Raw genomic sequence first — 26447 nt, forward strand, 5'->3', positions numbered from 1 at the left:
CACAATTGAAAACATTTTTGCAATAAAATCATTGGTTTTTACGCATTAAATGGTGCCGTTAAAACAACTTTGCCCAACATTTGGCCCGTTTCCACAATTTCATGTGCGCTTCGTAAATTAGCTGCATTAATCCCTGCTAATATCCGCTTGGTCGTTGGTACGATGACCCCAGCATCCGCCAATTGAGCTACTCGGGCTAGAATAATCCCCTGTGTTGCCATCGATGGTAACCGATAGTTAGCTTTCGTAAACATAAACTCCCAAGCAAAGTTCAAGCTCTTGGGCTTTAATAATGCCATTGGCAATGGTTGCTGATTCGTGACCACCGCCACGATCGTTCCGAGTGGCCGTACCAGTGGCGTGACTAACGGTAAATATCGATCCGTTGAATGCAATAAAATCACATGGTCAACGGTCGTCAACCCCGCCGCTGTCAATTGCGCGGCCAAATCTTGATGGTAATCCAAAACAACATCGGCACCTAGCTGTTTGACCCATTCAGTGGTAGCGGGCTTACCAGTTGTCGTAATAACCTGGAGTCCCGCCCACTTAGCCAACTGAATAGCCATCGACCCCACACCACCGGCACCATTGATAATTAGGACACTATGTCCAAGATTAGCATTGGCAGCCGCTATCAACGGTAACTTTTCAAACAATGCTTCCCAAGCCGTTAACGTTGTCAGTGGTAATCCGGCTGATTGTGCCGCGGTCCACTTTTTGGGCGCACAAGCGACTAACCGCTCATCCACCAATTGGTACTGCGCGTCACTACCTGGCCGGTCAACGGCGCCGGCATAGTAAACAAGATCATCAGTCATAATCGTCGTTACCGCTTCACCCACAGCCAAGACTTTCGCTACCGCATCAAAACCTAGTATCCTAGGACGCTCAACTTGCGGTTGAACCTGCCGCTGTTTAGTATCAATTGGATTAACCGACGTTGCGAGAACTTCTACTAAAATATCACGCCCACGTGGTTGATCGACTTCAATCGTGATATCTTGTAAACTTTGCGGATCACTTACCGGTAATCCTTGTGTTAGACCAATTGCTTTTGCTTGCATTCAAAAGACTTCCTTTCAAGACTAGCCTAGAAATTCCAATTCATCATCCAAATAATCAACCACTGCAGTTGGTAAATCATCGTGCAGGGCTAACGCCTCTAGCAACCGGTTACGATTAAAAATCTGTGTCCATTCAGCCTCACTTGATGGGCGCGTATGCATCATTAACTGCCGATGCCATTCCTTTAATGCCGCCAACAAATAGTCACAGTACAGTTCGTCCTTATTCGTAATCAGCGTCAAATAAGTTGATAACCGCTCCGGCTCCCCAAAAATCAAAGGTGTCGTTAACTGCTGATACCGACTCAACAGCGCCGCCAATAACAATAATTTATCCGCACGAGCTAATTTTGACTCATCTGCCAATTCGTCCAAGATATTCCCAATGTGTGTATAAGCGTGGGCCCAACCGGTCGTTCCCACAAACCCACGAGTATCCGTTTCTAACAAAATATAAATCGTCATTTGGGTAACAATTAAGTCAAGCCGGGCGGGTGTCATAAATTTAAGACCCGCATGATCCGCGTACAGTAATACTGATAGCAACAACACCGCAAAGGAACGCTGATAGATGGCATCATTTTGCGGCTCGTCAATATGGGCAAATAATAGCTGATCTTGAATCAACTGATCAAATATATCACCTAATTGTGCCGGCGTAAGCACCTGCTGTTGTAAGGCTTCATTTAACAAATAGTAGACGCCTTGATCACGCACCTGTGGATTGCGCGAACCAATGTGCGCCATTAAACGTTTGACCTGCTCATCACTAATTGCCGTCAGCGTACCTTTCCTCAACTGTTCATGCAACGTTGCAATCAATGGCAGAACTTCTTCATCACTCGGAAGCGTCACCGTCGTTGCCACAGTACTCGGCAACTGTTTGATCAGCACATCCATCCGGACCGGTAATGATTGATAGATCTGTCCCGCACGGAGTTGCTGTCTCAATTTCAATACTGCATTTTTAACCTGCATCAATTTCTCTGCTTGCATAATGACCTCATAATCTCCAGTTTACCTTCTATTTTAGCATGTCAGTGCCGGTCTGCCTAAAGGAACCCATTCAATCATAAAACGTGACCTAACTATAGTCGTTATGTCGCCACCTTGAGCCCTTGCCCTGGTTAACATCATAACGTCCTAATTAGGCCACGTCTAAACACCGATAAGATAATTCACGTGCTGTTAATTCATTTTCACGAATGACAATTAAAATAAGCATCAAGTACTTCAATCATGCTAAATCAATATCTATGGTTGTGGCAAAACATCTACTTGTGATTTGATAAATGTCGCGGATGCAGCTAACGACGCCTGTTCATCGGTCGTTAAATCTAGTTGAATTAATGACTCAATGCCATGCTTACCAATTACCGCTGGCATGCCGACGTAAGTCCCAAACTGCGGATCAAATGCCGAAACTGGGCAAGCTAATTGAGCGTCTGCACTGACCGCTTCTGCTAATCGCACCCCACAAGTAGCAATCGCAAAGTTGGTATAGTGTTTACCAGCCATGACCGCAAACGCCCCCTGCCGAGCGTCTTCTTCAAGTTGATCAAGATTCAGGCCAGGGAAATTCTTGATTGGCTGCCCGTTAACACTGACCGTTGACCAAGCAACAAATTGTGAGTTACCGTGTTCACCGTAAACATAGCCCGAAACATTTTTGCCATTCGTCCCAGCTGCTTGTCCCACATACTTTTGCATCCGGGCCGTGTCTAAAAAGGTTCCCGTACCAAAGACCCGTTGACGTGGAAAACCGGTCATTCGTTGTAAATAATCCGTCATCACATCACACGGGTTCATAATATCAATCAAAATACCTTTAAAGCCAGACGCCACAATTTTGGGCGCAATATCACGAACAATGGCCTGATTCAAATCATACTCACCAAAGCGACCTTTAGAACTGTTCATGTCAATCGCACTAATATTACCAGAAGCAACGATCAAAACTTCGGCATCTGCTAAGGCTGAATAATCATTTATAATAATCTTAGTGGTTGAGCTTAGACGCGGTGAGGCATCGTCTAAATCGAGTTTTTGGGCCTTCGCCAAGGCCTCATTCTTGTCAATTAGTACTAATTCATCAACGGTTCCTTGTTGAACCAACGTATAGGCCACTGTCGCTCCGACTTGGCCTAACCCGATCACACCATATTTACGCATGCTGTAAACCCCAATCTGTAGTTTATTTAACTTGGTAAGCGTACATTGCAACCGCTGCAAAGTCAAGCAGGACGCTATCTCATGAAATTTTAATTAATTGTTATCTTTCGTGACGAAGTAGCTAATATCGCTTCTTCAATACCGAGTGCCGGCAATCCTAAAAAAACAAAAAACTAGCTTCAAGGAGCTGATCCCCAAAAACTAGCTTAGTCGAACGATATTCTAATTAAAAATGGCCGTCTAGTCAGTTGAAACTGGCAAAATCGCACCCTTATATTTCTTTTCGATCCATTGTTGAGTACTCTTAGAACGTAGTGCCTTCATTAACTTCTTAATAGCCGGTTTGTTCTTGTCACCCTTACGAACAGCCACAATGTTAGCGTATGGCGAATCTGATTTTTCAAGCGCGATAGCATCCTTCTTAGGATTCAAACCAGCTTGCACAGCGTAGTTTGCATTGATTACAACCGCGTCACCTTCATTATTCTTGTAAAATGTTGGCATTAACTTAGCTTCATATGAATGCTTGAACTTCAGATGCCGTTTGTTAGTTTTAATATCATTGAAGGTTGCTGAAGTCAAATCAGTTCCTTTCTTCAGGGTAATCAAACCAGCGTCCTTGAACAATGTCAAAACCCGACCATAGTCAGCAACGTTGCTGCTAACTAACACTGTCGCACCATCTTTCAAGTCTTTCAAACTCTTAACCTTCTTGGAATAGACACCGATTGGTTCCAAGTGAACTTTACCGGCAGATACTAGACTACCATTATTTTCTTTGTTCCAATTATCCAAAAATGGAATGTGTTGGAAATAGTTGGCATCCAATTCCTTAGAAGCTAGCGCTTTGTTAGGCAAGACGTAATCTTGGAAAACTTTGATTTTTAAATTAACGCCTTCCTTTTTCAATTCTGGCTGAACATGTTTCAAAATTTGGGCATGTGGTACTGCTGATGCCCCTACTGTGATAGTCGTTGTCTTAGTAGATGATGATGATTTTCCACACCCAACTAATAAAATCGCTGTCGCAGCAACTGCTAATAACCCTAAAATTCGCTTTTTTTGCATAATCCTAATTCCTCCTAAATTAACTTTAATTAGCTCGCTTATCGATATGGCGAACTGCAATATCCCCGATAAATTGGAAAATGAACACGATGATGACAATAATGACCGTCGCAACTAGCGTAATCGCGTTGTTATTCGACTGGAAGCCATCTTGGTAAGCCAAGTTACCCAGGCCACCAGCCCCAATGGCGCCGGCCATTGCGGTATAACCAATCAGTGAAATCGTCGTCACCGTGATTCCGGAAACCAAAGCTGGCATACTTTCCGGTAATAAGACCTTGCGAATAATTTGCCACCGCGTCGCCCCCATTGATTCAGCCGCTTCAATCACCCCATGATCTAATTCATGAAACGCTAACTCCACCATCCGGGCGTAAAATGGTGCCGCTGAAATGATAAGTGATGGTAAAGCTGCACGTGGCCCAATAATTGTCCCAACTAATTTGGATGTTACTGGCAATAATAGCACGATCAAAATAATGAAAGGAATCGACCGGAAAACGTTCACGAATAACGCGACGATCCAATTCAACGCCTTAGCCAATGGATTCCGACTACCGGCTGTCTCATAAAGTAACAAACCTAAGGCGATTCCCAAGATGGCAACAACAACCATTGAAACGATCGTCAGCCAAATGGTTTCCCAAGTTGCTGACATCATGCTACCCCAATCAACGTTTGCAAATTTAAAATATGAATCTAATCCCTGATCATTCACGATTTAAGACCTCCGTTTCTACCCGCATCGTTTGTAGGTACGCTAGAGCACCCTTAATCTGTTTCTGGTCACCTGTTAATTGCAAGTACAGTGAACCGATTGCGCCTTCTTGAGTTTGGTGAATCCCACCCTCAATAATATTTAAATCTAACGGGTATTTCTTTAACATCTCTGAAACAATTGGCAACTGGGCCTGATCACCATGGAACGTCAATTGGACGATGGTTCCTTTAGGATACTTCGCTAACAGCTGATCAACGACCACCGTCGTGTCATTCAGAGACGGCGTGACTTCTTCATTAACAAACCGCTTCGTCACTGCTTGTTGTGGGCGCTTGAAGACTTCTAGTACCGGCCCTTGCTCCACAATCTGACCAGCTTCCATCACTGCAACGTGATCAGCAATCTTACGAATCACGTGCATCTCATGCGTAATCAGTACAATCGTTAAATGTAACTTCTGATTGATTGATAATAGCAAGTCCAACACTTCATCGGTCGTTTGGGGATCTAAAGCACTCGTTGCTTCATCCGAAAGTAGGATTTGCGGATCATTCGCAAGTGCCCGAGCAATCCCGACGCGTTGCTTCTGCCCCCCAGATAATTCGGACGGATAAGCCGTTTCTCGTCCCGCTAACCCGACTAAATCAGCCAAGTGTTCCGCCTTTTTACGAGCATCCGCTTTGGACTGACCCGCAATCTCAAGTGGAAACATAATATTTTCCAAAACAGTCCGCGACCATAATAGATTGAAATGTTGAAATATCATGCCAATCTTTTGCCGTTGAGCCCGCAACTTCGCCCCGCTCAACGTCGTGATATTGACATCATCGATTACCACTGACCCACTCGTGGGAGTCTCTAGGCCATTCAGCATCCGTACCAAGGTACTTTTACCAGCACCCGAATAACCAACGATGCCATAAATGTGACCATCTTCAATCTTTAAATTAACATCTTGGACGGCATGCACCGCTCCCTGTTTAGCATCAAAGGTCTTCGTCACATCTTTAAATTCAATCAAGTCAATTCCTCCTTACACATCAAAAAAGCTCCTCGTCCTAGACAATTATGAAAATAATCATCAACAGGACGAGAAGCTTAGCCTCGTGGTACCACCCATCTTCACAACCAGCTCGCACCAGTTGTCTCAAGAGTTACTATGAACTCCGCATGATAATGGGTGCGACCCAAACTTAGCTTGTTAATACTCACTAAGCTTCATTACTTCAAGACCATCTTCAGTTTCACGACCAATCCCCTTACACCAGTTAGGGACTCTCTGGGTGATCGTTACCACGTACTCATCTTTTCAAAATGATATTTTTTTAATCAATTGTTAATGTACCGAGTATACCGAGCCTGTTTCTAATTGTCAAGGCCTGACAATTAGTCCACGTCAATTAACCAAGCAACGCCGTCTTCCACACTATTTAACGCGTCAAAATTATCCGTTAAAGCTGGGTTAACTGCAACCACGGTTCCATTAATTGGACAATTAAATTCTGAGACGGCCTTAGTGGCTTCAACACTTAGAAAAGCGCTGTTTTGACTAACTTTATCGCCAATAGCTGGTAATTCGGCATATTTAACTTCACCAAGGGCTTCATGAGCCGCCTTAGTTAGACCTAGCCGAGTATGCCCATCAACATCTTTTGTCCAAAAATAAGTTGCATCTTCACTCATATTAAACACCATCCCTTTACATTGATTTTATTATTCAAAACGGTCGTTACGACTGAACATGTAGGACTTGTAATGATACCGCATTGACATCATTAATCCGATCCCAGCCATGTTAGCAATCAACGCCGATCCCCCTTGACTAATGAACGGTAACGGGATCCCCGTCATTGGTAACAGTCCGATACTCATCCCAATATTTTCAAATACGTGGAAGAGAATCATCATAATGACCCCGGTTGAAATGTAAGCGTAGAATTCGTTCTTCGTATCAAACGTCACCCGAATCATCTGATAAATCAATAAGAAATATAACAAGATGACCACGGCGCAACCAATAAAGCCAAAGTTCTCACCAATGACTGAGAAAATCATATCAGATTCGCGTACGGGGACGGTCACGTGTGAGACGTTAAACCCCCGCCCGGTAATCTGACCTGAACCAATCGCCTTCATACTTTGCCAAACTTGATAAGCATTGTTCGACGTATCCGTCGACGGATTTAGCCAAGTATCAATCCGTGCGAATTGATACTGCTTGAAACCCAGTGTCTCCAAGATATGCCGGCCACTCTGAGAAATCACTAAATATAACGCAGTACCAGCAATCGCAGCAACGATTGCAAATGTCGGTGCCAGTAACCGCCACGAAATTCCGGAAACTAGGATCACGCCTCCTAAAATTGCGAAGAACACCAACATCGTCCCAAAGTCATTTTGTAACTTCAGGAGAATCGCTACTGGAATCATATACGCAATCAACTTACCAATTAGCTGCCAGTCACTCGCCATGGTGTGGGTGGGATGTTCTGTATTATGCATCGTTACCACCCGTCCCAGCATCAAGATAAAGGCGGGCTTCATGACTTCCGATGGTTGTAACGTTAGCGAACCAACTGCGAACCAACTTTTAGCCCCAGTGCTCGCAAACAATGATCTACTGTACAAGACCAAAACGGCCGCAAGCAGGAAGATCCCAAACCAATACACAATCGGTGCCACCCGCCACAATTGTTCGGAATCGAATTGCATCACGATGACGGCAATCGCGGTCCCAATCACAAACCACATGACTTGAGAAATCACCTGTTTCGTGACGTTTACTGAACTAGAATCGTGCACTGCGGCGACATAAATCGACGCCAGCCCGATCAGTCCTAGCATCATTACTGAAAATATGATACCCCAGTCAATTCTTGAATCCTCGTCTTGACTGCGGAGTCTAGATTCTTCTGCCACAAATAACGCTCCTAACCTGTTTAGATTAATCCACGAAACCCGTTAGACTAACCCTATTCACAATATCATTTTATACTCTATAAGATAGTTTTCATTATACAACAACCTGGTGCCGAATTCTCGGAACCAGGTTGAAGGTTTACTAAAAATTAGCCTTTGTGTAGATGGTAAGCCGACAAAATCTCTTGCAAGCTTTCATCAAAAGATTTGGTATGTGCAAATGGTTGGTTATCGCTAATCATTCCAGCTTCAAATCGTTCACCAACTTGTGTCACTTGCCCAATCATCTGCTTACCAATCAAAACTTCGGTAACTGGTTGACCGTTGACCTTGGTTTCGTTTAAAGTAACCGAAATTGCCTTATCTTTTCTTGCCACGGTGGTCTTCCTCCTTGTATTGCGGATTACGACGCAATGAAAAATGGGCTGGCACGGGATCAAAGCCCCCCTTAACCAAAGGATGACACCGCAAGACCCGTGCCATCCCCATTAGACTACCCTTAACTACGCCAAACCGCTCGATTGCTTCCAACGTATAATTAGAACAGGTTGGATAATACCGACAATGGGCTGGACTAAACGCAGAAAAGGCCCGCTGATAAAAGCGGATGCCTTTCATTAATAACCGTCGCATCGTGATTATTTCTTGTTCTTAGCAGTCTTTTGCATATGTTCAAGTAAGATTCCAGCACCCTGCGCAACGTTGTTCAATGGGTGTTCAGCAACCATTACCGGAACCTTCAGGTTTTCGCTGATCAACTGATCGAGTCCACTCAAGAGTGCACCCCCACCAGTTAACGTGATCCCCCGATCAATAATATCGGCTGCAATTTCAGGCGGTAAAGTTTCCATCACATGATGAGCAGTGCTAACAATCTGCATCAACGTTTCATGAATAGCTTCTTCAACTTGATTAGAATCAATGTCGATTGACCGTGGCATTCCAGTCACCGTATCGCGACCACGAACCTGAGTAACCTTATCATCATCGCCATCCTGTTTGAAGACTTGGGCGATTTGAATCTTGACTTGTTCCGCACTGCGTTCACCAATCAACAAGTGGTGTTGATCCTTGACGTAATTCACGATGTCTTGGTTCATTCGGTCTCCAGCCATTCGTAACGAACTGCTAGCCACAATATCACCTAACGATAGGACTGCAATATCACTGGTCCCGCCACCAATATCAATCACCATATTACCACGTGGCTGGAAGATGTCCATGCCGGCACCAATGGCCGCCACTTTTGGTTCAACTTCCAAGAAAACTTTACTACCGCCAGATTTTTCAGCAGCTTGCAAAATGGCTTTACGTTCAATTTCAGTAGTGTTCGTTGGGGTACAGATCATAATACTTGGCCGTGACATAATGCCACGAACATTTAATTTTTTAATAAAATAGGACAACATTTCTTCGGTGACATCAAAATCCGAAATCACCCCGTCTTTTAATGGTCGAATTGCCCGGATATTACTAGGCGTCTTCCCAACCATTTGGTAGGCTTCGGACCCGACTGCCAATACTTGATTCGTGTTTGTATCGATAGCGACCACGGATGGTTCATTAAGGACAATGCCCTTGCCCGATACGTAAATTAAAACATTGGCAGTACCTAAGTCAATACCAATATCTAAAGCCATGTTTTTGCTCCTCTCAAACATACAATTATACGACTAATCATTATACCATACTCTACAGTTGATGAGAACTGACGGTGACACTGACCACCCAATTCACTTGCTAATACCAATCAATTAATAGCGACTAATCATCACGTCGCTTAGACCACTCATCGACCGTCAATGAATAAATTACCTCATCACGATACCGACCATTCAGCAAGATGTTTTCTGGTAAAGTCGCATCTAGATGATATTTACGGCGTTCAGCAACGGCCCGACTTGCATTGTTAGCAATATCTGCCCCTAAGATCACTTTATGCAGATCAAGTTCTGTAAAAGCAATTTCTTCTAACCGTTCAAGGGCCTTAGTCATAACTCCGTGCCCAGTAAATGTCTGACCTAGCCAATACCCAATCTCGCCATTATGATTAATGGCACTAATATTATGCAAGTCCAACATACCGGCAACTTCCCCATCCACAATGATGGTCGTAATAAAGACCTGCCCGTGCGCCTGCTTGGTCAACATGGATTCAATAAAATGCCGTTCGTCAGCAACAGTGGCGGTCGCATCGACCCATGGCATCCATGGCTTTAAATAGTCGCGGTTATGATCAACTAAGTCGAAAAGCGGCTCCGCGTCAGCCACTTCAGTTGGTTTCAATGAAATGTGTTTGTCGATAATATTAATAAACATAAGTTGTCCTCCTGAATGATTGGCGTCGGGTTACCCCGCTGCGCCACAAAAAAGCCTTCAAACACGAGTTTATCGCACTTTGAAGGTTTTGTAAGCAATTATTTACATTTATTCCACTGCTTCATGCGCAAAATCAGGATTCAGCGCATAAACGGTGCCATCGGGAATATCGACCCGTTTAATCTCAGCACCTAACTTGGCTAACTTGCCATGAAAATTAAAATAGCCCCGGTCGAGATACTTTAAGTTAGTGATTTCAGTATACCCGCGACTAACTAACCCAGCAATTACCAGTGCAGCGGCAGCCCGTAGATCAGTTGCCGTGACTTGAGCGCCATTGAAGTCGGTTGGCCCATACATAATAACTGAGCGACCCTCGACCTTAAAGTCAGCGTTCATCCGCCGTAGCTCATCGAGATGCATAAAGCGATTTTCGAAAACGGTTTCGGTTAGCAAGCTGGTTCCCTGCGCACATAACTGTAAAATGGTCATTTGCGGTTGCATGTCTGTTGGAAAGCCAGGATGTGGCAAAGTCTTGACGGAAGTTGGTTTTAAACGTTCTGGACCAATAACTCGAATACCAGCTGGCTCTTCGGTAACCGTCACACCCATCTCACGCATTTTTGAAATCAGTGGCTTATTATGTTCAGCGATGGCATCTTCAACTAAGACGTTTCCCTGTGTCACCGCAGCGGCAACCATAAAGGTCCCGGCTTCAATCCGATCTTGGACAATACCGTGGTCACAACCGTGCATCGCCTTAACCCCTTTGATCCGGATGGTTTCGGTACCGGCACCAGTCACCTTAGCCCCCATCTGATTCAAGTAATTGGCGAGGTCCACAATTTCAGGTTCACGAGCGACGTTTTCCATCGTTGTGACGCCATCAGCAAGTGCCGCAGCCATCATAATATTTTGAGTAGCACCGACACTTGGAAAATCTAAGTAAATTGCAGCACCATGTAATCGGGACGCCGTAGCCTCAACATAGCCGTCGTGGCGTTCAATTTCAGCTCCCAGGGCACTTAAGCCTTTCAAATGTAAATCGATTGGTCGTGAGCCGATCGCACAGCCACCAGGCATAGCGACCTTAGCATGGCCTAACCGGGCTAACAATGGTCCCATGACGACAATCGAAGCCCGCATTTTAGACACATATTGAAACGGTGCTTCGGATGATAACTGACGGCTAGCGTCAATATCAATTGTTTTATTAATTTCATCAAAATCAATTTTAGTATTCAAAAACTTTAAGACGTTATTCATTGTGAATACGTCTGACAACACTGGTACATTTGATAAATGCGTTTGTCCCGAACTAGCCAATAAGCTTGCGGCTAGAATCGGTAACACTGCGTTTTTAGCGCCCTCAATATGAACATTTCCTGTCAAACGTTGACCGCCATGAACTACAATTTCCTCCATGGATAAACCCTCCATCACTAAACGATAATCAACAAACAAGTTACGTGAGATTTCAGATTGCGTAAAAAGTACGCTTATCAAGAACTTCACCGAGCCAAGTGCACGCGCACCTACTCAGATTTCGATGTTCATCGCGATACTTAGCTTGCGTCACGCGATGTGCAATCCAAACACTAGCTCCACCGTTAATACAACCTGAACACACTGTGACAACTGTCCAATAACAGCGTCCAAGCTCAAATCGGTTCCTAATCATCATAACATAGAACACTAGCGGATAAATATTACATTTTACATTTTCGTTACAATTTCAACACAAATATTAAATACTTATGATTAGTTAACTAATTAGCGAATTGTGCACGTAATGAATTGACAACGCGTGGATAATTTGACTGACAACAGCACTCATTTGTAATCGTTTCCTTTATTGTAATCTCACTATAAGTTGCATTCTACCATTCAAGTTATCGAGTTGCCCCTAATACGCTCAGTTAATTAGTAAAATCTTGTTCGCAAGCAATTCAGTAACGACTATTGTTAAAATGCAGTGATTAGTCGAGTTGTTGTTTATCAGCATGCGCGTCCGATCCGGCTTGCGGGGCTAGGTGCCAATTGCTGGAACAGGGCGGACGTCGATTGGAACTCACGCAGAAAATCACTGCGCAATTTCAAATATGAGTCTTCTTCTAGCCCGGGAAAACCAACCGGACAAGAAGAACTTCGCCCTTGATTTTTGTCACCCAGCCCCTCCAGTCTCAAGCTTGTGCAGGCCACGGGTTGAGACCTAGTCAACGGATGGCAGTAGTCGATTGGCGTTGCAAGCACAGGTTTACAGGCTTCAGTGGCACCGGGTACGTTTATAGACAATTCCACTTTTTCCAGCAGGTCTGAATTGACTATACTCGACTTCGACTAATCGGCACATTTTAACAATGTTTTCTGCCGATACCATGATTCCATGATATGTGTTAAAGGTTTAATAGTGTGCAATATTGAATCGACAAAACAAAAAAGCACCCGCAAATAATTGCAGATGCTTTTCAGAATTTTAAGTTGTTAATGCCGAGCAACGTTCAAACGGTTCATGGCACGCCGCAAAGCGACTTGGGCCCGCGCCAACTCCGCATCATCATGCTTCTGTTGAGCGTCTTGAATCCGTGTTTCAGCGCGTTTCCGTGCATTTTCAGCCCGGGCAACATCGATGTCATTCTGACGTTCAGCACTATCCGCAACAATCGTTGCTGTATTATTGCTGAACTCAACAAAGCCACCGTTAACGGCAATTTCGTCATCTTCCTGATCACTCTCAAGTTGCTTGATCCGAACCTCATCGATTGCAAGTGACGCAATCACAGGAATATGGTTCGGTAAAATCCCGAGTTCGCCATCAATCGTTCGCACGATTAACATTGGCGTCTTATTTTCATAGACCTGACCGTCTGGAGTTACGATGCTAACGGTTAATGATTTTGCATTGTCAGCCATGTAAACCCCTCCTAATCAGTTACCATCGATTTCGCTTTTTCGACCACGTCGTCGATCTTACCAACTTGACGGAATGCGTCTTCTGGTAGGTCATCATATTTACCCTCAAGGATCTCTTTAAAGCCCTTGATGGTATCATTGATTGGCACGTATGAACCAGGTTGGCCAGTAAAGTTTTCGGCCACGAAGAAGTTTTGTGATAAGAAGAATTGAATCCGCCGTGCACGTGCAACGGTCGTCTTTTCTTCGTCAGATAATTCATCCATCCCTAAAATCGAGATAATATCTTGCAATTCACGGTAACGTTGCAAGACCCGTTGAACTTCCGTGGCAACTTCATAATGTTCTTCACCCACGATTGATGGGTCCAGAGCGATTGATGAAGATGCTAATGGGTCAACGGCTGGATAAATCCCTTGTTCCGTTAAAGAACGTTCCAAGTTGGTCGTGGCATCCAAATGGGCGAACGTCGTTGCAGGTGCTGGGTCGGTATAATCATCGGCAGGCACATAAACGGCTTGAATCGACGTAACTGAGCCCTTCTTAGTTGAAGTGATCCGTTCTTGTAATTGACCCATTTCAGTAGCTAAGGTTGGTTGGTAACCAACGGCTGAAGGAATCCGCCCAAGTAAGGCAGAAACTTCAGAACCAGCTTGCGTAAACCGGAAGATGTTGTCGATGAATAACAACACGTCTTGACCTTGAACATCACGGAAGTATTCCGCAATCGTCAAACCAGTCAAGGCCACCCGCATCCGGGCACCCGGTGGTTCGTTCATTTGACCATAAACCATGGCGGTATTCTTTAAAACGCCGGAAGCCTTCATTTCAAAGTAAAGGTCATTCCCTTCACGCGTCCGTTCACCAACACCGGTAAACACAGAAATTCCGTTATGTTCTTGGGCAATGTTATGAATTAATTCCTGAATTAAAACAGTTTTACCAACACCGGCACCACCGAACAACCCAATCTTACCACCACGAACATATGGTGCTAAGAGGTCGATAACTTTAATCCCAGTTTCCAATACTTCAGTACTGGTTGTTAATTCATCATATTTAGGCGCATCCCGATGAATCGGGTTACGTTCTGCATCTGGCCCGAATTCTGGACCACCATCGATGGTCTCTCCTAAAACGTTGAAGACCCGACCTAACGTCTCTTTACCAACGGGAACCGTAATTGAAGAACCAGTGTCTTCAACCGGCATTCCCCGGCGTAAGCCATCCGTACCGTCCATTGCGACAGTACGGACAACCCCATCACCTAATTCCAACGATACTTCCACCGTTAAAGTGTCATCGTTGTCCTTTTGAATGATCAAGGCGTTATTAATATCCGGTAACTTATCGTTTAGAGAGAATTCAACGTCAACAACGGGTCCAATAACTTGTACAACTTTACCTGTACTCATTAGTCGTTAATTCCTCCCACTTCGTTATTCTTGCGCAACCAAACCACCAGTGATTTCAGTAATTTCAGTGGTAATAGCAGCTTGACGTGCGCGATTATATTTCAGATTCAGCTTATCGATTAAATCGCCAGCGTTATCTGATGCAGCCTTCATCGCGGTTGACGATGAAGCATGTTCGGCAGTCTTAGCATCCAAGATTGCACCATAAACTAGGCTTTCAGCATATTGTGGCAGCACAGCCGACAATATTGCTTCTTCTGACGGTTCCATTTCATACTCGGGACCGACATCCACCCGACTATCCTTGGCTTTACGATTATCCGACTCACTTTGTTCAAAGGTCTCTTCAGAAATTGGCAGCATTTTAACTGATCGAAAGCCTGAGGAAAGTCGATTGATAAAGTGGTTATAGAATACGTAAAGTTCATCAAAGACTTCGTTGTGGTACATTGATGTGACTGTCTTAACGATTTCACGAACTTCCTTAAAAGTCGGCACGTCTGAGACACCGCGGTATTCATACGCCACGTTTAAGCCGTTCTTTTTATAGAAATCCGCACCAGTGCCACCAACCGCCAAAACGACTGCGTTATCGGCATCAATCTTATGTGTCCGCATGAAATCGTTAGTTTGTTTCAACACATTACTGTTGTAACTGCCAACGAGACCACGGTCCGAAGTGATCACCAATAAACCAGTCTTTTTAACGGGGCGTTGTGCAAGCAATTCACTAACTGAAATTGTATTGGAATTACTATTAGCAACACCGGCACTTGCTGACATCAGATGAGCTTTGGCAAGATGTGAAACGATGCTTTCAACTTTAGAAGCGTACACCTGATACGTACTCGTATGCTTTTGAATCTGGTTTAACTTAGAAGTTGAAACCATTTGCATTGCCGACGTAATTTGATGGGTCTTCTTTGTTGAGTCAATTCGGCGCTTGACATCCATTAATGATTCTGCCATGCACTACTCACCATCCTTTTCAGCCATAACTACTTTGCAGCGGCAGCGGTTGGCTGGAATTGTTCTGCAAACGCATCTAAGGCACTGTTCATTTGGTCAGCTTCTGGTAACTTCTTGGTTGCCAAAATCGTATCAAACAAATCTTGGTGACTAGCGCGAATAAATTCAAACAATTCATTTTGATAACGGGCAATATCACTAACTGCCACTTTATCTAAATAGCCGTTGGTCAAAGCATATAAAATCATAACTTGTTCTTCAACCTTCAATGGTGAATGAACTGGTTGTTTTAAGACTTCAACGATTCGTTGCCCACGGTTTAGCTTCGCTTGCGTTGCCGCATCCAAGTCAGAACCGAATTGTGAGAATGATTCCAATTCACGATAAGAAGCCAAGTCCAGACGTAATGTCCCGGCAACAGACTTCATCGCTTTAATTTGGGCATCCCCACCAACCCGAGAAACCGAAGCCCCGGCATCAATCGCTGGCCGCACACCTGAATAGAATGAATCGCTATCCAAGAAGATTTGACCATCGGTGATTGAAATAACGTTAGTTGGAATGTAAGCTGAAATATCCCCAGCTTGCGTTTCGATAATTGGTAAGGCCGTCATTGAACCGCCACCCAATTCATCGCTCAACTTGGCAGCCCGTTCGAGTAACCGTGAGTGCAAGTAGAAGACATCCCCAGGATAAGCTTCACGACCTGGAGGACGACGGAGGATCAAGGAGAGTTCACGGTAAGCCGTCGCTTGCTTTGAAAGATCATCATAGACAATCAAAACGTGCTTGCCGTTCATCATAAATTCTTCACCCATCGCTGCCCCAGCATAAGGAGCTAAGTACAGTAATGGCGCTGGTTCAGCAGGTCCGGCAGTTACAACGATCGTGTAGTCCATTGCACCTAGCTTCTTCAACGTTTCAACTTGGGCCCGTACCGTTGAATCCTTTTGACCAATTGCGACGTAGACACAAATCATGTCTTGGTCCTTTTGGTTCAAAATGGCATCAATCGCTACGGACGTTTTACCAGTCTTACGGTCACCGATAATCAATTCACGTTGACCCCGACCAATTGGTACTAAGGCATCAATAGCCTTAATCCCAGTTTGAAGTGGTTCACTAACTGATTGCCGTTGCATAATGCCTGGCGCTTTATGTTCGATTGGCCGCGTATTCGTGGTCTTAATCTCACCTAAACCGTCAACTGGTTGACCTAATGGGTTAACAACCCGGCCAATCATGGCGTCCCCAACTGGAACTTCCATGATGCGGCCAGTCCGCTTAACAGTATCGCCTTCACGAATACCATCAAAATCCCCTAAAACAACGATACCAACATCGTTGCTTTCGAGGTTTTGTACCATCCCGTAAACTCCGTTACTGAATTCGAGCAATTCACCTTGTAAGGCATTGTCGAGTCCGTGAGCACGGGCGATCCCATCACCAACATAGGTGACAGTACCGGTTTCAGCAACTGAGAGCTCAGTTTGATAACTTTCTAATTGTTGTTTGATTAGAGCACTGATTTCTTCAGATTTAATGCTCATAAAAGTTTCACCTCTTCGTAAACTAATTGTTGATGAGTGCTCGTCTTAAATTCGTTAGTTGTAACGCAACGCTACCATCAAACGTTTGATTATTTGACTTCACAATTACACCGCCAATAATTGCTTCATCGACTTTACGTGATAAAACAACCTGATTGGCACCAACGCGTTTGGCGAATGCCTTTGCGATAGCATCAGCTTGCTCATCTGACAACTTGACCGCAGACGTTACTTCGGCATGCACTATTTTGCGACTCTCATCGAAACGTGCCTCAAACGCGTCAACAATGTCGACTAAGTTCGACATGCGGCCGTAATCATACAACATTTGAATAAAGTTTTTAATGTATTCTGAAGCGTGGTCAGTCAAAGTTGACAACGTTGTCTGTTTTTGATCAACCGGAAGCAATGATCCTGAGAGGACCTCTGCCAATTGCGGGTTGTCGACAAAGACTTGCCGTAATTGCTTTAATTCGGCCAGGAATGCTTCGGTCTGATCTTTTTCAACTGCAAGTTCAAAGAGTGCCTTTGAATAACGACTTGCAATTGTAAGATTATCAAGACTCATGCTTTCCCAACCCTTCAATATACGAATTAATTAATGCCTGTTGGCCTTCCGGATCCAATTGCTTCTTAATAATCTTCGTAGCAATGGCAACCGAAATGTCAGCGACGTCTGATTGGACGTTCTTCAAGGCATCTTGACGCTCCTGTTCAATATCCTTACGTGCGTTTTGTTTATACTGCGTTGCTTCGTTTTGCGCATCGGCAACGATGGTTGACCGTTGCTTCTCGCCACTCTTCTTAGCATCCGCCACGATTTCACTGGCTTCAGCGTGTGAGTGTGACAATGCGTCACGACGTTGATCCGCTAAATCGCTAGCTTCTTGCCGCGATTTTTGAGCTGAATCAATATCATTTGCAATTTTGTCTGCCCGATCAGCCATCATTTTCGTGATGGGCTTCCAAGCAACCGCTGAGATCAACGCCATCAAGACGATGAAACTAATCCCAATAAACAACATATCACCAAGGTAGAGACCGGATGCACCGATAATTAAATGCGAGAGCATCTAATGACACCTCCTTCTTTCATTTTCATTAAAATGAACTCGTTGACCAATGATTACTTGTTCATAACCATCAAAGCAACAACGAAGGAAATGATAGGCATTGATTCAATCAACCCAACACCGATGAACATGTTAGTCCGTAATTGACCAGATAATTCTGGTTGACGGGCCATCCCTTCAAGCATCTTAGAAATAACCAAACCGTTACCAATACCAGCACCTAAAGCGGCACCAAACATAGCAATACCTGCAGCAATTGCTCCCATAATCTGTGTATCCTCCTTAAAATTAAAAAACTAGAAATTATTCCTCGTCGTTAACCTTCTGAGAAATATAAACTGAAGTCAAGGTTACGAACACGAACGCTTGAATGCTCCCGATAAACACTGAGAAACCTTGCCATAAGAGTTCAATTGGAAATGAGTAAACATAGCTCAACCAACCGTTGCTCTTTGCCAAATCAGCAACCTTCGTTAGTAACATTTCACCAGCAAAGATGTTCCCGAACAGCCGAAGCCCTAAAGTTAGGAAATCGGTAAATTGTTCAAAGATGTTAATAACCGAGAATACCGCGAAAGGCTGCGTATATTCTTTCAAATAACCGCCCATACCTTTCTTACGAACACCAGCGGCATGCGCAAGTGCCACGGTCATAAACGATAACGTCAAAGTCACAATCGGATCGGCGGTTGGACTCTTCAGATACGTGTACTGCCCGACCTGAACATGAATGAACAATCCAAGTTGGTTAGCAATGAAGACGAAGAGGAATAACGTAAATGCGTACAAACCGAAGTTAGCCGCTTCATTCCCCTTAATCGAACCTTTGACAATGCCATTCGTGAACTCGATGAGCCACTCCAGCACATTTTGTCCACCCTTGGGCTTCATAGTTAGATGTCGCGAAAGTAAAAAAACAAACAAGAACACAATCAGACAAGTCACGATTACTGAAATGTCATTCGCGATATTAAACGTCAGTCCAAGGAATTTGACTGTAGGAACTGGATCACCCACTGAATATCACCTCTTTCCTTTAATTTCGGTGCTACGATAACCTTAACCTTTGAGCTAGTCAACGTCAATTTTATCGTAACCTGAAATGGTAGATTGGGGTCACCCCTAATCAAAATACAAAGGTAATAATACCACCACCGTCGAAAAAATTCAAAATAATTTCAATTTTTCATCAATCAATAAAAATCCAACGATACCAAGCTTTCATTAAGCTTTCAAATCATTGGATTTTCATCATCTCGACTTTATTTTCATCTTGGTACCGACGTATTATCGGCTACTTCTCATTAACCGCCGTCTTTGGCAGTACAAGGTTCATCGCAATTCCTAATACCGTCGCAACTGCTAGACCACTAAATTGAAAACTTCCCATTTGTAAGTAAGCATTCCCAATTCCAATGACTAGAATGGCTGATGCAATCATTAAATTGCGCTTTTGGTTAAAATCAACTTTATTATCAATCAAGATGCGCATCCCACTAGAAGCAATCACCCCGAATAATAGAAAACTAACCCCACCAATAACTGGAGACGGAATACTTTCAATCAACGCCGATAGTTTACCAACAAAGCTGAAAACAATCGCAAAGAAGGCCGCGCCACCGAGAACATAAATACTATGGACCCGCGTGATAGCCAGCACGCCAATGTTTTCACCGTAAGACGTTACAGGGGGGCCACCAACAAATCCAGCAATAATTGACGCCGTCCCATCACCAGCTAACGTGTGGCTCAAGCCAGGATCTTTGAAGAAATTCCGCTTTGTCAGCTTATTTAGGACCATAATGTGCCCCATATGCTCCGACATTGTCACAAAAGCAATCGGTGCCATACTTAAGATGGCACCCCAGTAAATTCCAGGATGGTAGCTAATAAACGGCAATTGAAAGGCGGGCATTGCAAACCACTGAGCCTTTTCGACTCCTGTAAAGTCAACAATTCCTGCTAACACAGCAATGATATAGCCACAGACGATTCCCAACAAGATCGGTATCAGGCTCATAAAGCCACGTAAATACATGTTGAAGATCACCGTCAATAACATGGTTGCCATGGCCACACCAAAGTATTTAATATCATAACTACTCCCATTAATGGTCGCATCTTTGGCCGCCGTACCAGCAAGCGACAACCCAATCACCATAACAATGGGCCCTACAACAATGGGTGGTAATGCTTTATCAATCCAATCAGATCCGATCAGCGTGACTAGTAAGCTGACCAGCAAATAAACACAACCGACCGCTACGGTCCCCTGTGCAATTGCCGGATACCCCGCCGTCTTCATTAAAGACTGCATCACCACGATGAACGAAAAGCTTGAACCCATGTACGCCGGAATCTTCCCACGTGTAATTAGAATGTACATTAACGTGCCAACACCAGAACTAAACAGTGCAATTCCGGGATTCAAGCCAACTAAGATTGGGACCAATACAGTTGAACCGAACATTGAGAACAGATGTTGCACTGACAGTCCTAACCAACTACCCAATTTCGGTCGGTCATGAATATCTAATACGACTTCATCATTATGAAACGCCGCTTTTTTTGCCATAACGCACCCCTTTTTACTAATGATTGCAAAACAAAAGACAGCCCACCACTCAAAGCGGCTAGGCTGTCCGAAATTACGCACGACTCCCTTAAAAAGCGTCCGTCCGTTCATCCTTTTCAGCCTCTCTGAGCTAAATTAAAGGAACTGTTTAATTGCAATTAGTCTACTCGTCTCAAGATTAATTGTCAACTTAATCTTTGAACATCCCTGATTCATAAATCACCTGCTTCAATACAAAAACAACACAACATTTGTTACTCATTCTCTTCAAAAATGATAATAATTGCTTGTATTGCAGTCACCGCTAACTGGCGAAATCCCTCATCATTAACCACAAATAGTAGCTGGACGCACCCAATCACAGACAGTTAACGTCAATAACTACCTATAATATAGAAAGAACCGTTAAAAATTATCGCAATTAAAAAGGCAGCACCCCAGACATTGCCTGGCGGTGCTACCTTTTGTCAATACAACTTACTTCGTACCAAATAACCGGTCGCCCGCATCGCCCAAACCAGGAACGATGTAGCCATCTTCATTTAAATGATCATCAAGTGCTGCCGTATAAATATCAATGTCCGGATGCGCTTCTCGGAGTGCTTTAACACCCTCAGGAGCCGCCACTAAACACATAAACTTAATATTACTTGCGCCGCGTTTCTTCAACATATCCATCGCCATGATGGCTGAACCACCAGTGGCTAACATTGGATCAACGACAAACAATTGCCGTTGCGAAATATCAGTTGGCAACTTCACGAAATATTCGACCGGTTTTAAGGTCTTTTCATCCCGATACATCCCAACGTGCCCAACTTTAGCTGCCGGAATCATGTTCAAGAAACCGTCAACCATCCCTAAGCCCGCCCGTAAGATCGGGACAATGGCAACTTTCTTACCAGCCAACGTCTTCTGCGTCGACTTAGCAATCGGTGTTTCAATCTCAATGTCTTCCAACGGCATATCACGTGATACTTCGTACGCCATCAACGTTGAAATTTCATTAACCATTTCCCGGAAGACCTTAGTACCACAGTTCTTTTCCCGAATGATTGTCAATTTATGTTGAATGAGCGGATGATCCAAAACCTCAAACTTACCCATGTTGCTACGCACACTCCTTAGTGATTTCTTTCTATTGTAGCTAATTTAGAGAGAAAAAACCAGACCTGATATAAATTACTTAATCAACATCGATTGGGTGCTTAGCCGTTAAGGCCATTGCTTGCTGTTTGACATCATCTAATTTTGCTTGATCTGTCGGTGCTTGTAACGCTTGCAAAATCAATTCAGCCACCTTAGCTGCATCAGCTTCATCAAAACCACGAGTTGTAATGGCCGGCGTTCCTAATCGAATACCGGAAGTCTTAAAGGCACCGAGCGTCTCATTAGGAATTGCTTCTTTATTCACCGTAATATAAACCGTATCTAACAGATCCTGTACTTGACGTCCGTTCAAACCAGACTTAGTGACATCAATTGTCATTAAATGATTATCAGTCCCGCCGGAAATGACTCGAACCAGATCAGAATCGTTAAAGACTTTGGCCATGGCTCTAGCATTATCAATAATCTGCTGGGCATAAACTTTAAATTCAGGCTGTAGGTCTTCACCAAAAGCAACGGCTTTACCCGCAATCACATGATCCAATGGACCACCTTGATTGCCAGGAAAAACGGCTGAATTGATTTTCTTACCATACTTTTCTTTTGCTAAAATCATGCCACCGCGGGGACCGCGTAACGTTTTGTGAGTGGTAGTTGTGACCACATCCGCATACGGCACCGGGTTAGGATGCAAACCAGCTGCCACCAAGCCGGCAATATGAGCCATGTCAACCATCAGCAACGCACCAACTTGATCGGCAATCTCACGAAACTTCTTAAAATCAATCAGACGACTATAAGCAGAAGCACCAGCGACAATTAACTTTGGTTGAAATTCTTGAGCTTGAGCAAGAATCGCATCATAGTTAAGCACTTCGGTCTCGGGATCAAGCCCATAACCTTGAAAATCATAAAGTTTGCCGGAAAAGTTCACACTGGATCCGTGTGTTAAATGGCCCCCCGCGTCTAGTGACATTCCCATCACGCGATCACCAGGTTGAATCAGTGCCATATAGGCGGCTGCATTGGCCTGCGAGCCAGAATGTGGCTGTACGTTGGCGTATTCTGCACCAAATAATTTCTTAGCCCGTTCAATCGCTAGGGTTTCCACTTGATCCACATATTCGTTACCACCATAAAACCGGTGGCCCGGATAACCTTCAGAGTATTTATTTGTCAGCACACTCCCCTGTGCCGCCCGGACACCCTTCGAAACGATATTTTCAGAAGCAATCAACTCAATATTATGTTGTTGCCGTGCCTGTTCCTTACTAATCGCAGCCCATACTTCTGGATCTTGTTCTTGGTAATTCATGAATAAATCTCCTCCATTTCACAAGTGACAACTTTCGGGTTTTCCCGACTTGCAATCATTATACACTAAAATGCGTTTGTCCGGCAGATTTATTTAATCGGTTCATATAGGCAAGCCCTAAGCCTTTATTTTCGAAGGCTTGACACAAAATATCCTTAATTTCCGTTTCAGTATCAAAGTGCCGCAAGCCAGCGAATAATTTCCGACTAGCCGACTGAATATCATCTCCAAGCGAGAATTGTTCGCAATTAGCTGGAATCAGATTGTTAGTTAATATACCATCAGTTGCCATAACACCCATTGGGATCTCCTGTTGAGCGGCCCACGCTAATGCTTGTGGCCAATCTTCTGAACGATCAACGATATAAACTTGGGCGTTAGGCGCATAGTGTTTGTATTTCATTCCGGGAGCCTTAGGCACTTCCGTAGCGCCCACATGGTGTAATTCAGTTTGAACCGGCATGCCAATCACTTGCTCAATTGCTTCCGGTGTTACGGCACCGGGCCGCAGAATTGCCGGTTGGTCGGTCGAAAGATCCAATACCGTGGATTCAACCCCAACCTTCGTCGGACCATCATCCAGAATACCAGCAATTTTACCGTCCAGGTCGTGCAATACGTGTTGTGCCGTTGTTGGACTCGGCTTACCAGAGGTATTAGCAGACGGTCCCACGATCGGCGTTTCGGCCGCACGAATCAAAGCTAGGGTCGCATCATTATCAGGATTACGAAAAGCAGCGGTCGTTAGCCCACCAGTAACCTCTGGCGCCAAAGCATCTGGCTTCAATTTAAAGATCATCGTCAGCGGTCCCGGCCAAAACGTCTTAATTAGTTTCTTGGCTGCTTCTGACAACGGTTGAGCAAACCGTTCGACAGTCTCCACATCGGCAACATGAACGATTAAAGGATTGTCACTTGGGCGGCCCTTAGCCAAGTATACTTGCTTGACAGCATTCACATTCGTTGCATCGGCCCCCAACCCATAGACCGTTTCCGTTGGGAATGCCACTAACTGCCCTGCCGTTAATAATGCGGCAGCGCCCGGAATCTCATCCGGCGTATATACTTTCGTTTTCATAATTTGTTAAAACCTCTACTTTATTATTAATACATTATTATTCACTTTATTATTAACACATTATCATTAGTCCATTATTACTTATTCATCAAATAATCTTCTTTGTTATTCGCATCGCAGGCCAGTCACCACCATAAATCGTGGTCAAAACGACCCGCGCCTAAGGTCACAATCAACCAACGTAAGACCCCAGCACCACTCAAACTGCATGATTAACACAAAATCCAATTATTGCTGAGTCGGTACCATCACGACCCGTAGCATCCGATCATGACCAGCCATATCTTGTCGCAGTGCCACCGTTGCAGCCGGCACGGTCTGCTTAAACAATCGCTTTAAAGCCGCACCTTGATGATAACCAAACTCCAAGTATAATCGTCCAGTCGGTGTCAAATAATCGCCAACCGTCACGGCCAACCGTTCATAAAGCGCCAGCCCATTATGGGCAGCAAATAGCGCCGTCTGTGGTTCATGGTCTAAAACACTCGTATCCATGACATCTTTTTCACTCGTCGCAATGTATGGCGGATTGCTCACAATAATATCGAATGGCCGCTGAGACGCATCGTCAAGTAAATCACTGTGAACCAGCGAAACATCTAGCTGTAAGCGGTCCGCGTTTATTTGGGCCACCCGTAGTGCCGCTGTTGAAATATCGCTAGCCGTAATCTCCCACGCAGGGCGTTCATGTTTTAACGCCAAGGCAATTGCCCCCGACCCCGTACCAACGTCTAAGAGGCGCACCGGTGCCGTCTCAGGAATATCGGTTAAAATCCAGTCTACCAATTCTTCGGTTTCGACTCTAGGAATTAGCACCGCCGGATCAACTTGCAATTCCAGGCCATAAAACGGCGCGTGGCCTAGTACATACTGAACTGGCTCACCAGCTACCACCCGGTCAATTCCCTGCTGATAGGCCTGCCAGATATTCGTTGGTAAAGAATCACGGTAATGAATTAATAACTGGGTCTGATCCAGACGACTCAAGCCTAACAACAAAAAACGAGCACTGTCCGTGGGCAATTGGGCCGTCTTTAGACAAAAAGAAGCCCACTGCTGGGCTTCAAAGTAAGTAGGCTGATCAGGCTTAATCATTAGTTAAACGCTCCATCTTTTCGGCTTGATCAGCTAGCACGAGGGCATCAATAACTTCGTCCAGTTCACCGTTCATGACCCGGTCAAGTTTATTAAGTGTTAACCCAATCCGGTGATCCGTGACCCGGTTTTGTGGAAAATTGTAAGTCCGAATACGTTCGGAACGATCACCCGTCCCAACGGCCGATTTACGTTCAGCATCATATTCGTTTTGTTCCCGTGATTGGTAATAATCGTAAACTCGTGCCCGCAAGATTTCCATTGCTTTAGCCCGGTTTTGTTGTTGGGATCGCTGATCCTGCATTGAAACCACGATTCCAGTTGGCAAGTGGGTCATCCGCACCGCTGAAGACGTCTTGTTGATATGCTGACCACCAGCACCAGATGACCGGAAGACATCCGTTCGAATATCCTTTTGGTCAATATCAATATCAACATCCTGCGCTTCTGGCATTACCCCGACCGTTGCGGTTGAAGTGTGCACCCGGCCAGCTGATTCAGTCACTGGCACCCGTTGTACCCGGTGAGCACCACTCTCATACTTCAACTTTGAATAAACCTTATCACCAGAAATAATTAACACGATTTCTTTAAAGCCACCGACTTCAGTTTCATTACGGTCAGCGACTTCTACCTGCCAACCTTGCCGCTCTGCGTACTTCGAGTACATGTTGAAGAGGTCAGCTGCAAACAAGCTGGCTTCATCACCACCAGCTGCACCGTGAATTTCCATGATGATATTCTTATCATCGTTAGGATCCTTAGGCAACATTAGTAAAGTGATTTCATGTTCCAACTGATCTTTTTCCGCGTTGAGATTCTTTAAATCATCTTTGACCATCGCGTTCATTTCATCGTCAAGCTTTTCACGAAGCAACTCATCATTTTCTTCAATCTGACTCGTAACTTCCTTATAGTGATTATATTTTTCAACGGTCTCACGAATATTACCCATTTCTTTAGATAACTTCATGAATCGTTGTGAATCCGAAATGACTTCCGGATCACTTAACAATTCACCGAGTTCTTCATACCGATCGGCAACGGCTTGTAACTTATCAAAAAACTTATCCATTCTCAGTTAATCC

General features: G+C 44.4%; 27 protein-coding genes. All 27 read right to left on the reverse strand.

Annotated elements, in window-relative coordinates; genetic code table 11:
* Window positions 1-38: 38 nt before the first annotated feature.
* Entirely contained in the window at window positions 39-1067 is a 1029-nt protein-coding gene (locus RXV91_RS10390) for a zinc-binding alcohol dehydrogenase family protein (RefSeq protein WP_316439807.1), read from the reverse strand.
* Between the two features lie 21 nt (window positions 1068-1088).
* Window positions 1089-2063 carry a DUF2785 domain-containing protein gene (locus RXV91_RS10395; RefSeq protein ID WP_316439808.1) on the reverse strand — a complete coding sequence of 325 codons (975 nt, stop codon included), beginning with the start codon at window positions 2061-2063 and terminating at the stop codon, window positions 1089-1091.
* A gap of 258 nt (window positions 2064-2321) precedes the next feature.
* A complete protein-coding gene (locus RXV91_RS10400) occupies window positions 2322-3239 on the reverse strand; it encodes an L-lactate dehydrogenase (protein ID WP_316439809.1) in 918 nt (305 codons plus the stop codon).
* Between the two features lie 240 nt (window positions 3240-3479).
* Complete coding sequence (locus tag RXV91_RS10405; RefSeq protein ID WP_316439810.1) at window positions 3480-4307, reverse strand: MetQ/NlpA family ABC transporter substrate-binding protein; 828 nt, start codon at window positions 4305-4307, stop codon at window positions 3480-3482.
* Window positions 4308-4332: 25 nt separating this feature from the next.
* A complete protein-coding gene (locus RXV91_RS10410; RefSeq protein ID WP_316439811.1) occupies window positions 4333-5025 on the reverse strand; it encodes a methionine ABC transporter permease in 693 nt (230 codons plus the stop codon).
* A complete protein-coding gene (locus RXV91_RS10415; protein ID WP_316439812.1) occupies window positions 5018-6049 on the reverse strand; it encodes a methionine ABC transporter ATP-binding protein in 1032 nt (343 codons plus the stop codon). Before RXV91_RS10415 ends, RXV91_RS10410 begins: the two co-directional genes overlap by 8 nt.
* A 365-nt stretch (window positions 6050-6414) precedes the next feature.
* Window positions 6415-6711 (reverse strand): glycine cleavage system protein H, encoded by a 297-nt coding sequence (locus tag RXV91_RS10420; RefSeq protein ID WP_033611949.1) that lies wholly within the window; start codon window positions 6709-6711, stop codon window positions 6415-6417.
* A gap of 30 nt (window positions 6712-6741) precedes the next feature.
* The gene (locus tag RXV91_RS10425) at window positions 6742-7947 is read right to left on the reverse strand and encodes an FtsW/RodA/SpoVE family cell cycle protein (RefSeq protein WP_316439813.1); all 1206 of its coding nucleotides are present in this window, start codon (window positions 7945-7947) and stop codon (window positions 6742-6744) included.
* A gap of 149 nt (window positions 7948-8096) precedes the next feature.
* Window positions 8097-8324, reverse strand: a complete 228-nt coding sequence (locus RXV91_RS10430) for a DUF2969 domain-containing protein (RefSeq protein WP_316439814.1) — start codon at window positions 8322-8324, stop codon at window positions 8097-8099.
* Entirely contained in the window at window positions 8308-8580 is a 273-nt protein-coding gene (gene yidD, locus RXV91_RS10435) for a membrane protein insertion efficiency factor YidD (protein ID WP_316439815.1), read from the reverse strand. Before yidD ends, RXV91_RS10430 begins: the two co-directional genes overlap by 17 nt.
* Window positions 8581-8585: 5 nt before the next feature.
* Window positions 8586-9587, reverse strand: coding sequence for a rod shape-determining protein (locus RXV91_RS10440; protein ID WP_021732590.1), 1002 nt, complete (start codon window positions 9585-9587; stop codon window positions 8586-8588).
* Window positions 9588-9711: 124 nt separating this feature from the next.
* Window positions 9712-10266 carry a GNAT family protein gene (locus tag RXV91_RS10445; RefSeq protein WP_316439816.1) on the reverse strand — a complete coding sequence of 185 codons (555 nt, stop codon included), beginning with the start codon at window positions 10264-10266 and terminating at the stop codon, window positions 9712-9714.
* A gap of 108 nt (window positions 10267-10374) precedes the next feature.
* A complete protein-coding gene (gene murA / locus RXV91_RS10450) occupies window positions 10375-11691 on the reverse strand; it encodes a UDP-N-acetylglucosamine 1-carboxyvinyltransferase (RefSeq protein ID WP_316439817.1) in 1317 nt (438 codons plus the stop codon).
* Window positions 11692-12750: 1059 nt separating this feature from the next.
* The gene (locus RXV91_RS10455; RefSeq protein WP_021732593.1) at window positions 12751-13179 is read right to left on the reverse strand and encodes a F0F1 ATP synthase subunit epsilon; all 429 of its coding nucleotides are present in this window, start codon (window positions 13177-13179) and stop codon (window positions 12751-12753) included.
* Window positions 13180-13190: 11 nt separating this feature from the next.
* Complete coding sequence (gene atpD, locus RXV91_RS10460; protein ID WP_021732594.1) at window positions 13191-14594, reverse strand: F0F1 ATP synthase subunit beta; 1404 nt, start codon at window positions 14592-14594, stop codon at window positions 13191-13193.
* 24 nt (window positions 14595-14618) lie between these two features.
* Complete coding sequence (locus tag RXV91_RS10465; protein WP_033611953.1) at window positions 14619-15563, reverse strand: F0F1 ATP synthase subunit gamma; 945 nt, start codon at window positions 15561-15563, stop codon at window positions 14619-14621.
* A gap of 29 nt (window positions 15564-15592) precedes the next feature.
* A complete protein-coding gene (gene atpA, locus RXV91_RS10470; protein WP_316439818.1) occupies window positions 15593-17113 on the reverse strand; it encodes a F0F1 ATP synthase subunit alpha in 1521 nt (506 codons plus the stop codon).
* 22 nt (window positions 17114-17135) lie between these two features.
* A complete protein-coding gene (atpH, locus tag RXV91_RS10475; protein WP_021732597.1) occupies window positions 17136-17681 on the reverse strand; it encodes an ATP synthase F1 subunit delta in 546 nt (181 codons plus the stop codon).
* Window positions 17671-18186, reverse strand: a complete 516-nt coding sequence (gene atpF / locus RXV91_RS10480) for a F0F1 ATP synthase subunit B (RefSeq protein WP_021732598.1) — start codon at window positions 18184-18186, stop codon at window positions 17671-17673. Before atpF ends, atpH begins: the two co-directional genes overlap by 11 nt.
* 53 nt (window positions 18187-18239) lie before the next feature.
* On the reverse strand, window positions 18240-18452 hold the full coding sequence (gene atpE / locus RXV91_RS10485) for a F0F1 ATP synthase subunit C (RefSeq protein WP_003639224.1): 213 nt from the start codon (window positions 18450-18452) through the stop codon (window positions 18240-18242).
* Between the two features lie 37 nt (window positions 18453-18489).
* The gene (gene atpB, locus RXV91_RS10490) at window positions 18490-19203 is read right to left on the reverse strand and encodes a F0F1 ATP synthase subunit A (RefSeq protein WP_021732599.1); all 714 of its coding nucleotides are present in this window, start codon (window positions 19201-19203) and stop codon (window positions 18490-18492) included.
* Window positions 19204-19480: 277 nt separating this feature from the next.
* The gene (locus tag RXV91_RS10495) at window positions 19481-20761 is read right to left on the reverse strand and encodes a solute carrier family 23 protein (protein ID WP_316439819.1); all 1281 of its coding nucleotides are present in this window, start codon (window positions 20759-20761) and stop codon (window positions 19481-19483) included.
* 477 nt (window positions 20762-21238) lie between these two features.
* Window positions 21239-21868, reverse strand: a complete 630-nt coding sequence (gene upp / locus RXV91_RS10500) for a uracil phosphoribosyltransferase (RefSeq protein ID WP_316439820.1) — start codon at window positions 21866-21868, stop codon at window positions 21239-21241.
* 79 nt (window positions 21869-21947) lie between these two features.
* Window positions 21948-23186 carry a serine hydroxymethyltransferase gene (glyA, locus tag RXV91_RS10505; RefSeq protein WP_316439821.1) on the reverse strand — a complete coding sequence of 413 codons (1239 nt, stop codon included), beginning with the start codon at window positions 23184-23186 and terminating at the stop codon, window positions 21948-21950.
* A 58-nt stretch (window positions 23187-23244) separates the two neighbouring features.
* Window positions 23245-24264: an L-threonylcarbamoyladenylate synthase gene (locus RXV91_RS10510; RefSeq protein ID WP_316439822.1), complete on the reverse strand. Its 1020-nt coding sequence runs from the start codon at window positions 24262-24264 to the stop codon at window positions 23245-23247.
* Window positions 24265-24492: 228 nt separating this feature from the next.
* Entirely contained in the window at window positions 24493-25359 is an 867-nt protein-coding gene (gene prmC, locus RXV91_RS10515) for a peptide chain release factor N(5)-glutamine methyltransferase (protein WP_316439823.1), read from the reverse strand.
* Window positions 25352-26434, reverse strand: coding sequence for a peptide chain release factor 1 (gene prfA, locus RXV91_RS10520; RefSeq protein ID WP_021732605.1), 1083 nt, complete (start codon window positions 26432-26434; stop codon window positions 25352-25354). The genes prmC and prfA overlap by 8 nt, the downstream gene beginning before the upstream one ends.
* Window positions 26435-26447 lie beyond the last annotated feature (13 nt).

The organism is Lactiplantibacillus sp. DA1, assembly GCF_032681335.1.
Taxonomy (GTDB): Bacteria; Bacillota; Bacilli; order Lactobacillales; family Lactobacillaceae; genus Lactiplantibacillus.

Excerpts from the sequence above, each read along its gene's own strand:
- RXV91_RS10390 (WP_316439807.1), bottom strand. The coding sequence starts at position 1,067 with ATGCAAGCAAAAGCAATTGGTCTAACACAAGGATTACCGGTAAGTGAT.
- RXV91_RS10395 (WP_316439808.1), bottom strand. The coding sequence starts at position 2,063 with ATGCAAGCAGAGAAATTGATGCAGGTTAAAAATGCAGTATTGAAATTG.
- RXV91_RS10400 (WP_316439809.1), bottom strand. The coding sequence starts at position 3,239 with ATGCGTAAATATGGTGTGATCGGGTTAGGCCAAGTCGGAGCGACAGTG.
- RXV91_RS10405 (WP_316439810.1), bottom strand. The coding sequence starts at position 4,307 with ATGCAAAAAAAGCGAATTTTAGGGTTATTAGCAGTTGCTGCGACAGCG.
- RXV91_RS10420 (WP_033611949.1), bottom strand. The coding sequence starts at position 6,711 with ATGAGTGAAGATGCAACTTATTTTTGGACAAAAGATGTTGATGGGCAT.
- yidD (WP_316439815.1), bottom strand. The coding sequence starts at position 8,580 with ATGCGACGGTTATTAATGAAAGGCATCCGCTTTTATCAGCGGGCCTTT.
- RXV91_RS10440 (WP_021732590.1), bottom strand. The coding sequence starts at position 9,587 with ATGGCTTTAGATATTGGTATTGACTTAGGTACTGCCAATGTTTTAATT.
- RXV91_RS10445 (WP_316439816.1), bottom strand. The coding sequence starts at position 10,266 with ATGTTTATTAATATTATCGACAAACACATTTCATTGAAACCAACTGAA.
- murA (WP_316439817.1), bottom strand. The coding sequence starts at position 11,691 with ATGGAGGAAATTGTAGTTCATGGCGGTCAACGTTTGACAGGAAATGTT.
- RXV91_RS10455 (WP_021732593.1), bottom strand. The coding sequence starts at position 13,179 with ATGGCTGACAATGCAAAATCATTAACCGTTAGCATCGTAACTCCAGAC.
- atpD (WP_021732594.1), bottom strand. The coding sequence starts at position 14,594 with ATGAGTACAGGTAAAGTTGTACAAGTTATTGGACCCGTTGTTGACGTT.
- RXV91_RS10465 (WP_033611953.1), bottom strand. The coding sequence starts at position 15,563 with ATGGCAGAATCATTAATGGATGTCAAGCGCCGAATTGACTCAACAAAG.
- atpA (WP_316439818.1), bottom strand. The coding sequence starts at position 17,113 with ATGAGCATTAAATCTGAAGAAATCAGTGCTCTAATCAAACAACAATTA.
- atpH (WP_021732597.1), bottom strand. The coding sequence starts at position 17,681 with ATGAGTCTTGATAATCTTACAATTGCAAGTCGTTATTCAAAGGCACTC.
- atpF (WP_021732598.1), bottom strand. The coding sequence starts at position 18,186 with ATGCTCTCGCATTTAATTATCGGTGCATCCGGTCTCTACCTTGGTGAT.
- atpE (WP_003639224.1), bottom strand. The coding sequence starts at position 18,452 with ATGGGAGCAATTGCTGCAGGTATTGCTATGTTTGGTGCCGCTTTAGGT.
- RXV91_RS10495 (WP_316439819.1), bottom strand. The coding sequence starts at position 20,761 with ATGGCAAAAAAAGCGGCGTTTCATAATGATGAAGTCGTATTAGATATT.
- upp (WP_316439820.1), bottom strand. The coding sequence starts at position 21,868 with ATGGGTAAGTTTGAGGTTTTGGATCATCCGCTCATTCAACATAAATTG.
- glyA (WP_316439821.1), bottom strand. The coding sequence starts at position 23,186 with ATGAATTACCAAGAACAAGATCCAGAAGTATGGGCTGCGATTAGTAAG.
- RXV91_RS10510 (WP_316439822.1), bottom strand. The coding sequence starts at position 24,264 with ATGAAAACGAAAGTATATACGCCGGATGAGATTCCGGGCGCTGCCGCA.
- prmC (WP_316439823.1), bottom strand. The coding sequence starts at position 25,359 with ATGATTAAGCCTGATCAGCCTACTTACTTTGAAGCCCAGCAGTGGGCT.
- prfA (WP_021732605.1), bottom strand. The coding sequence starts at position 26,434 with ATGGATAAGTTTTTTGATAAGTTACAAGCCGTTGCCGATCGGTATGAA.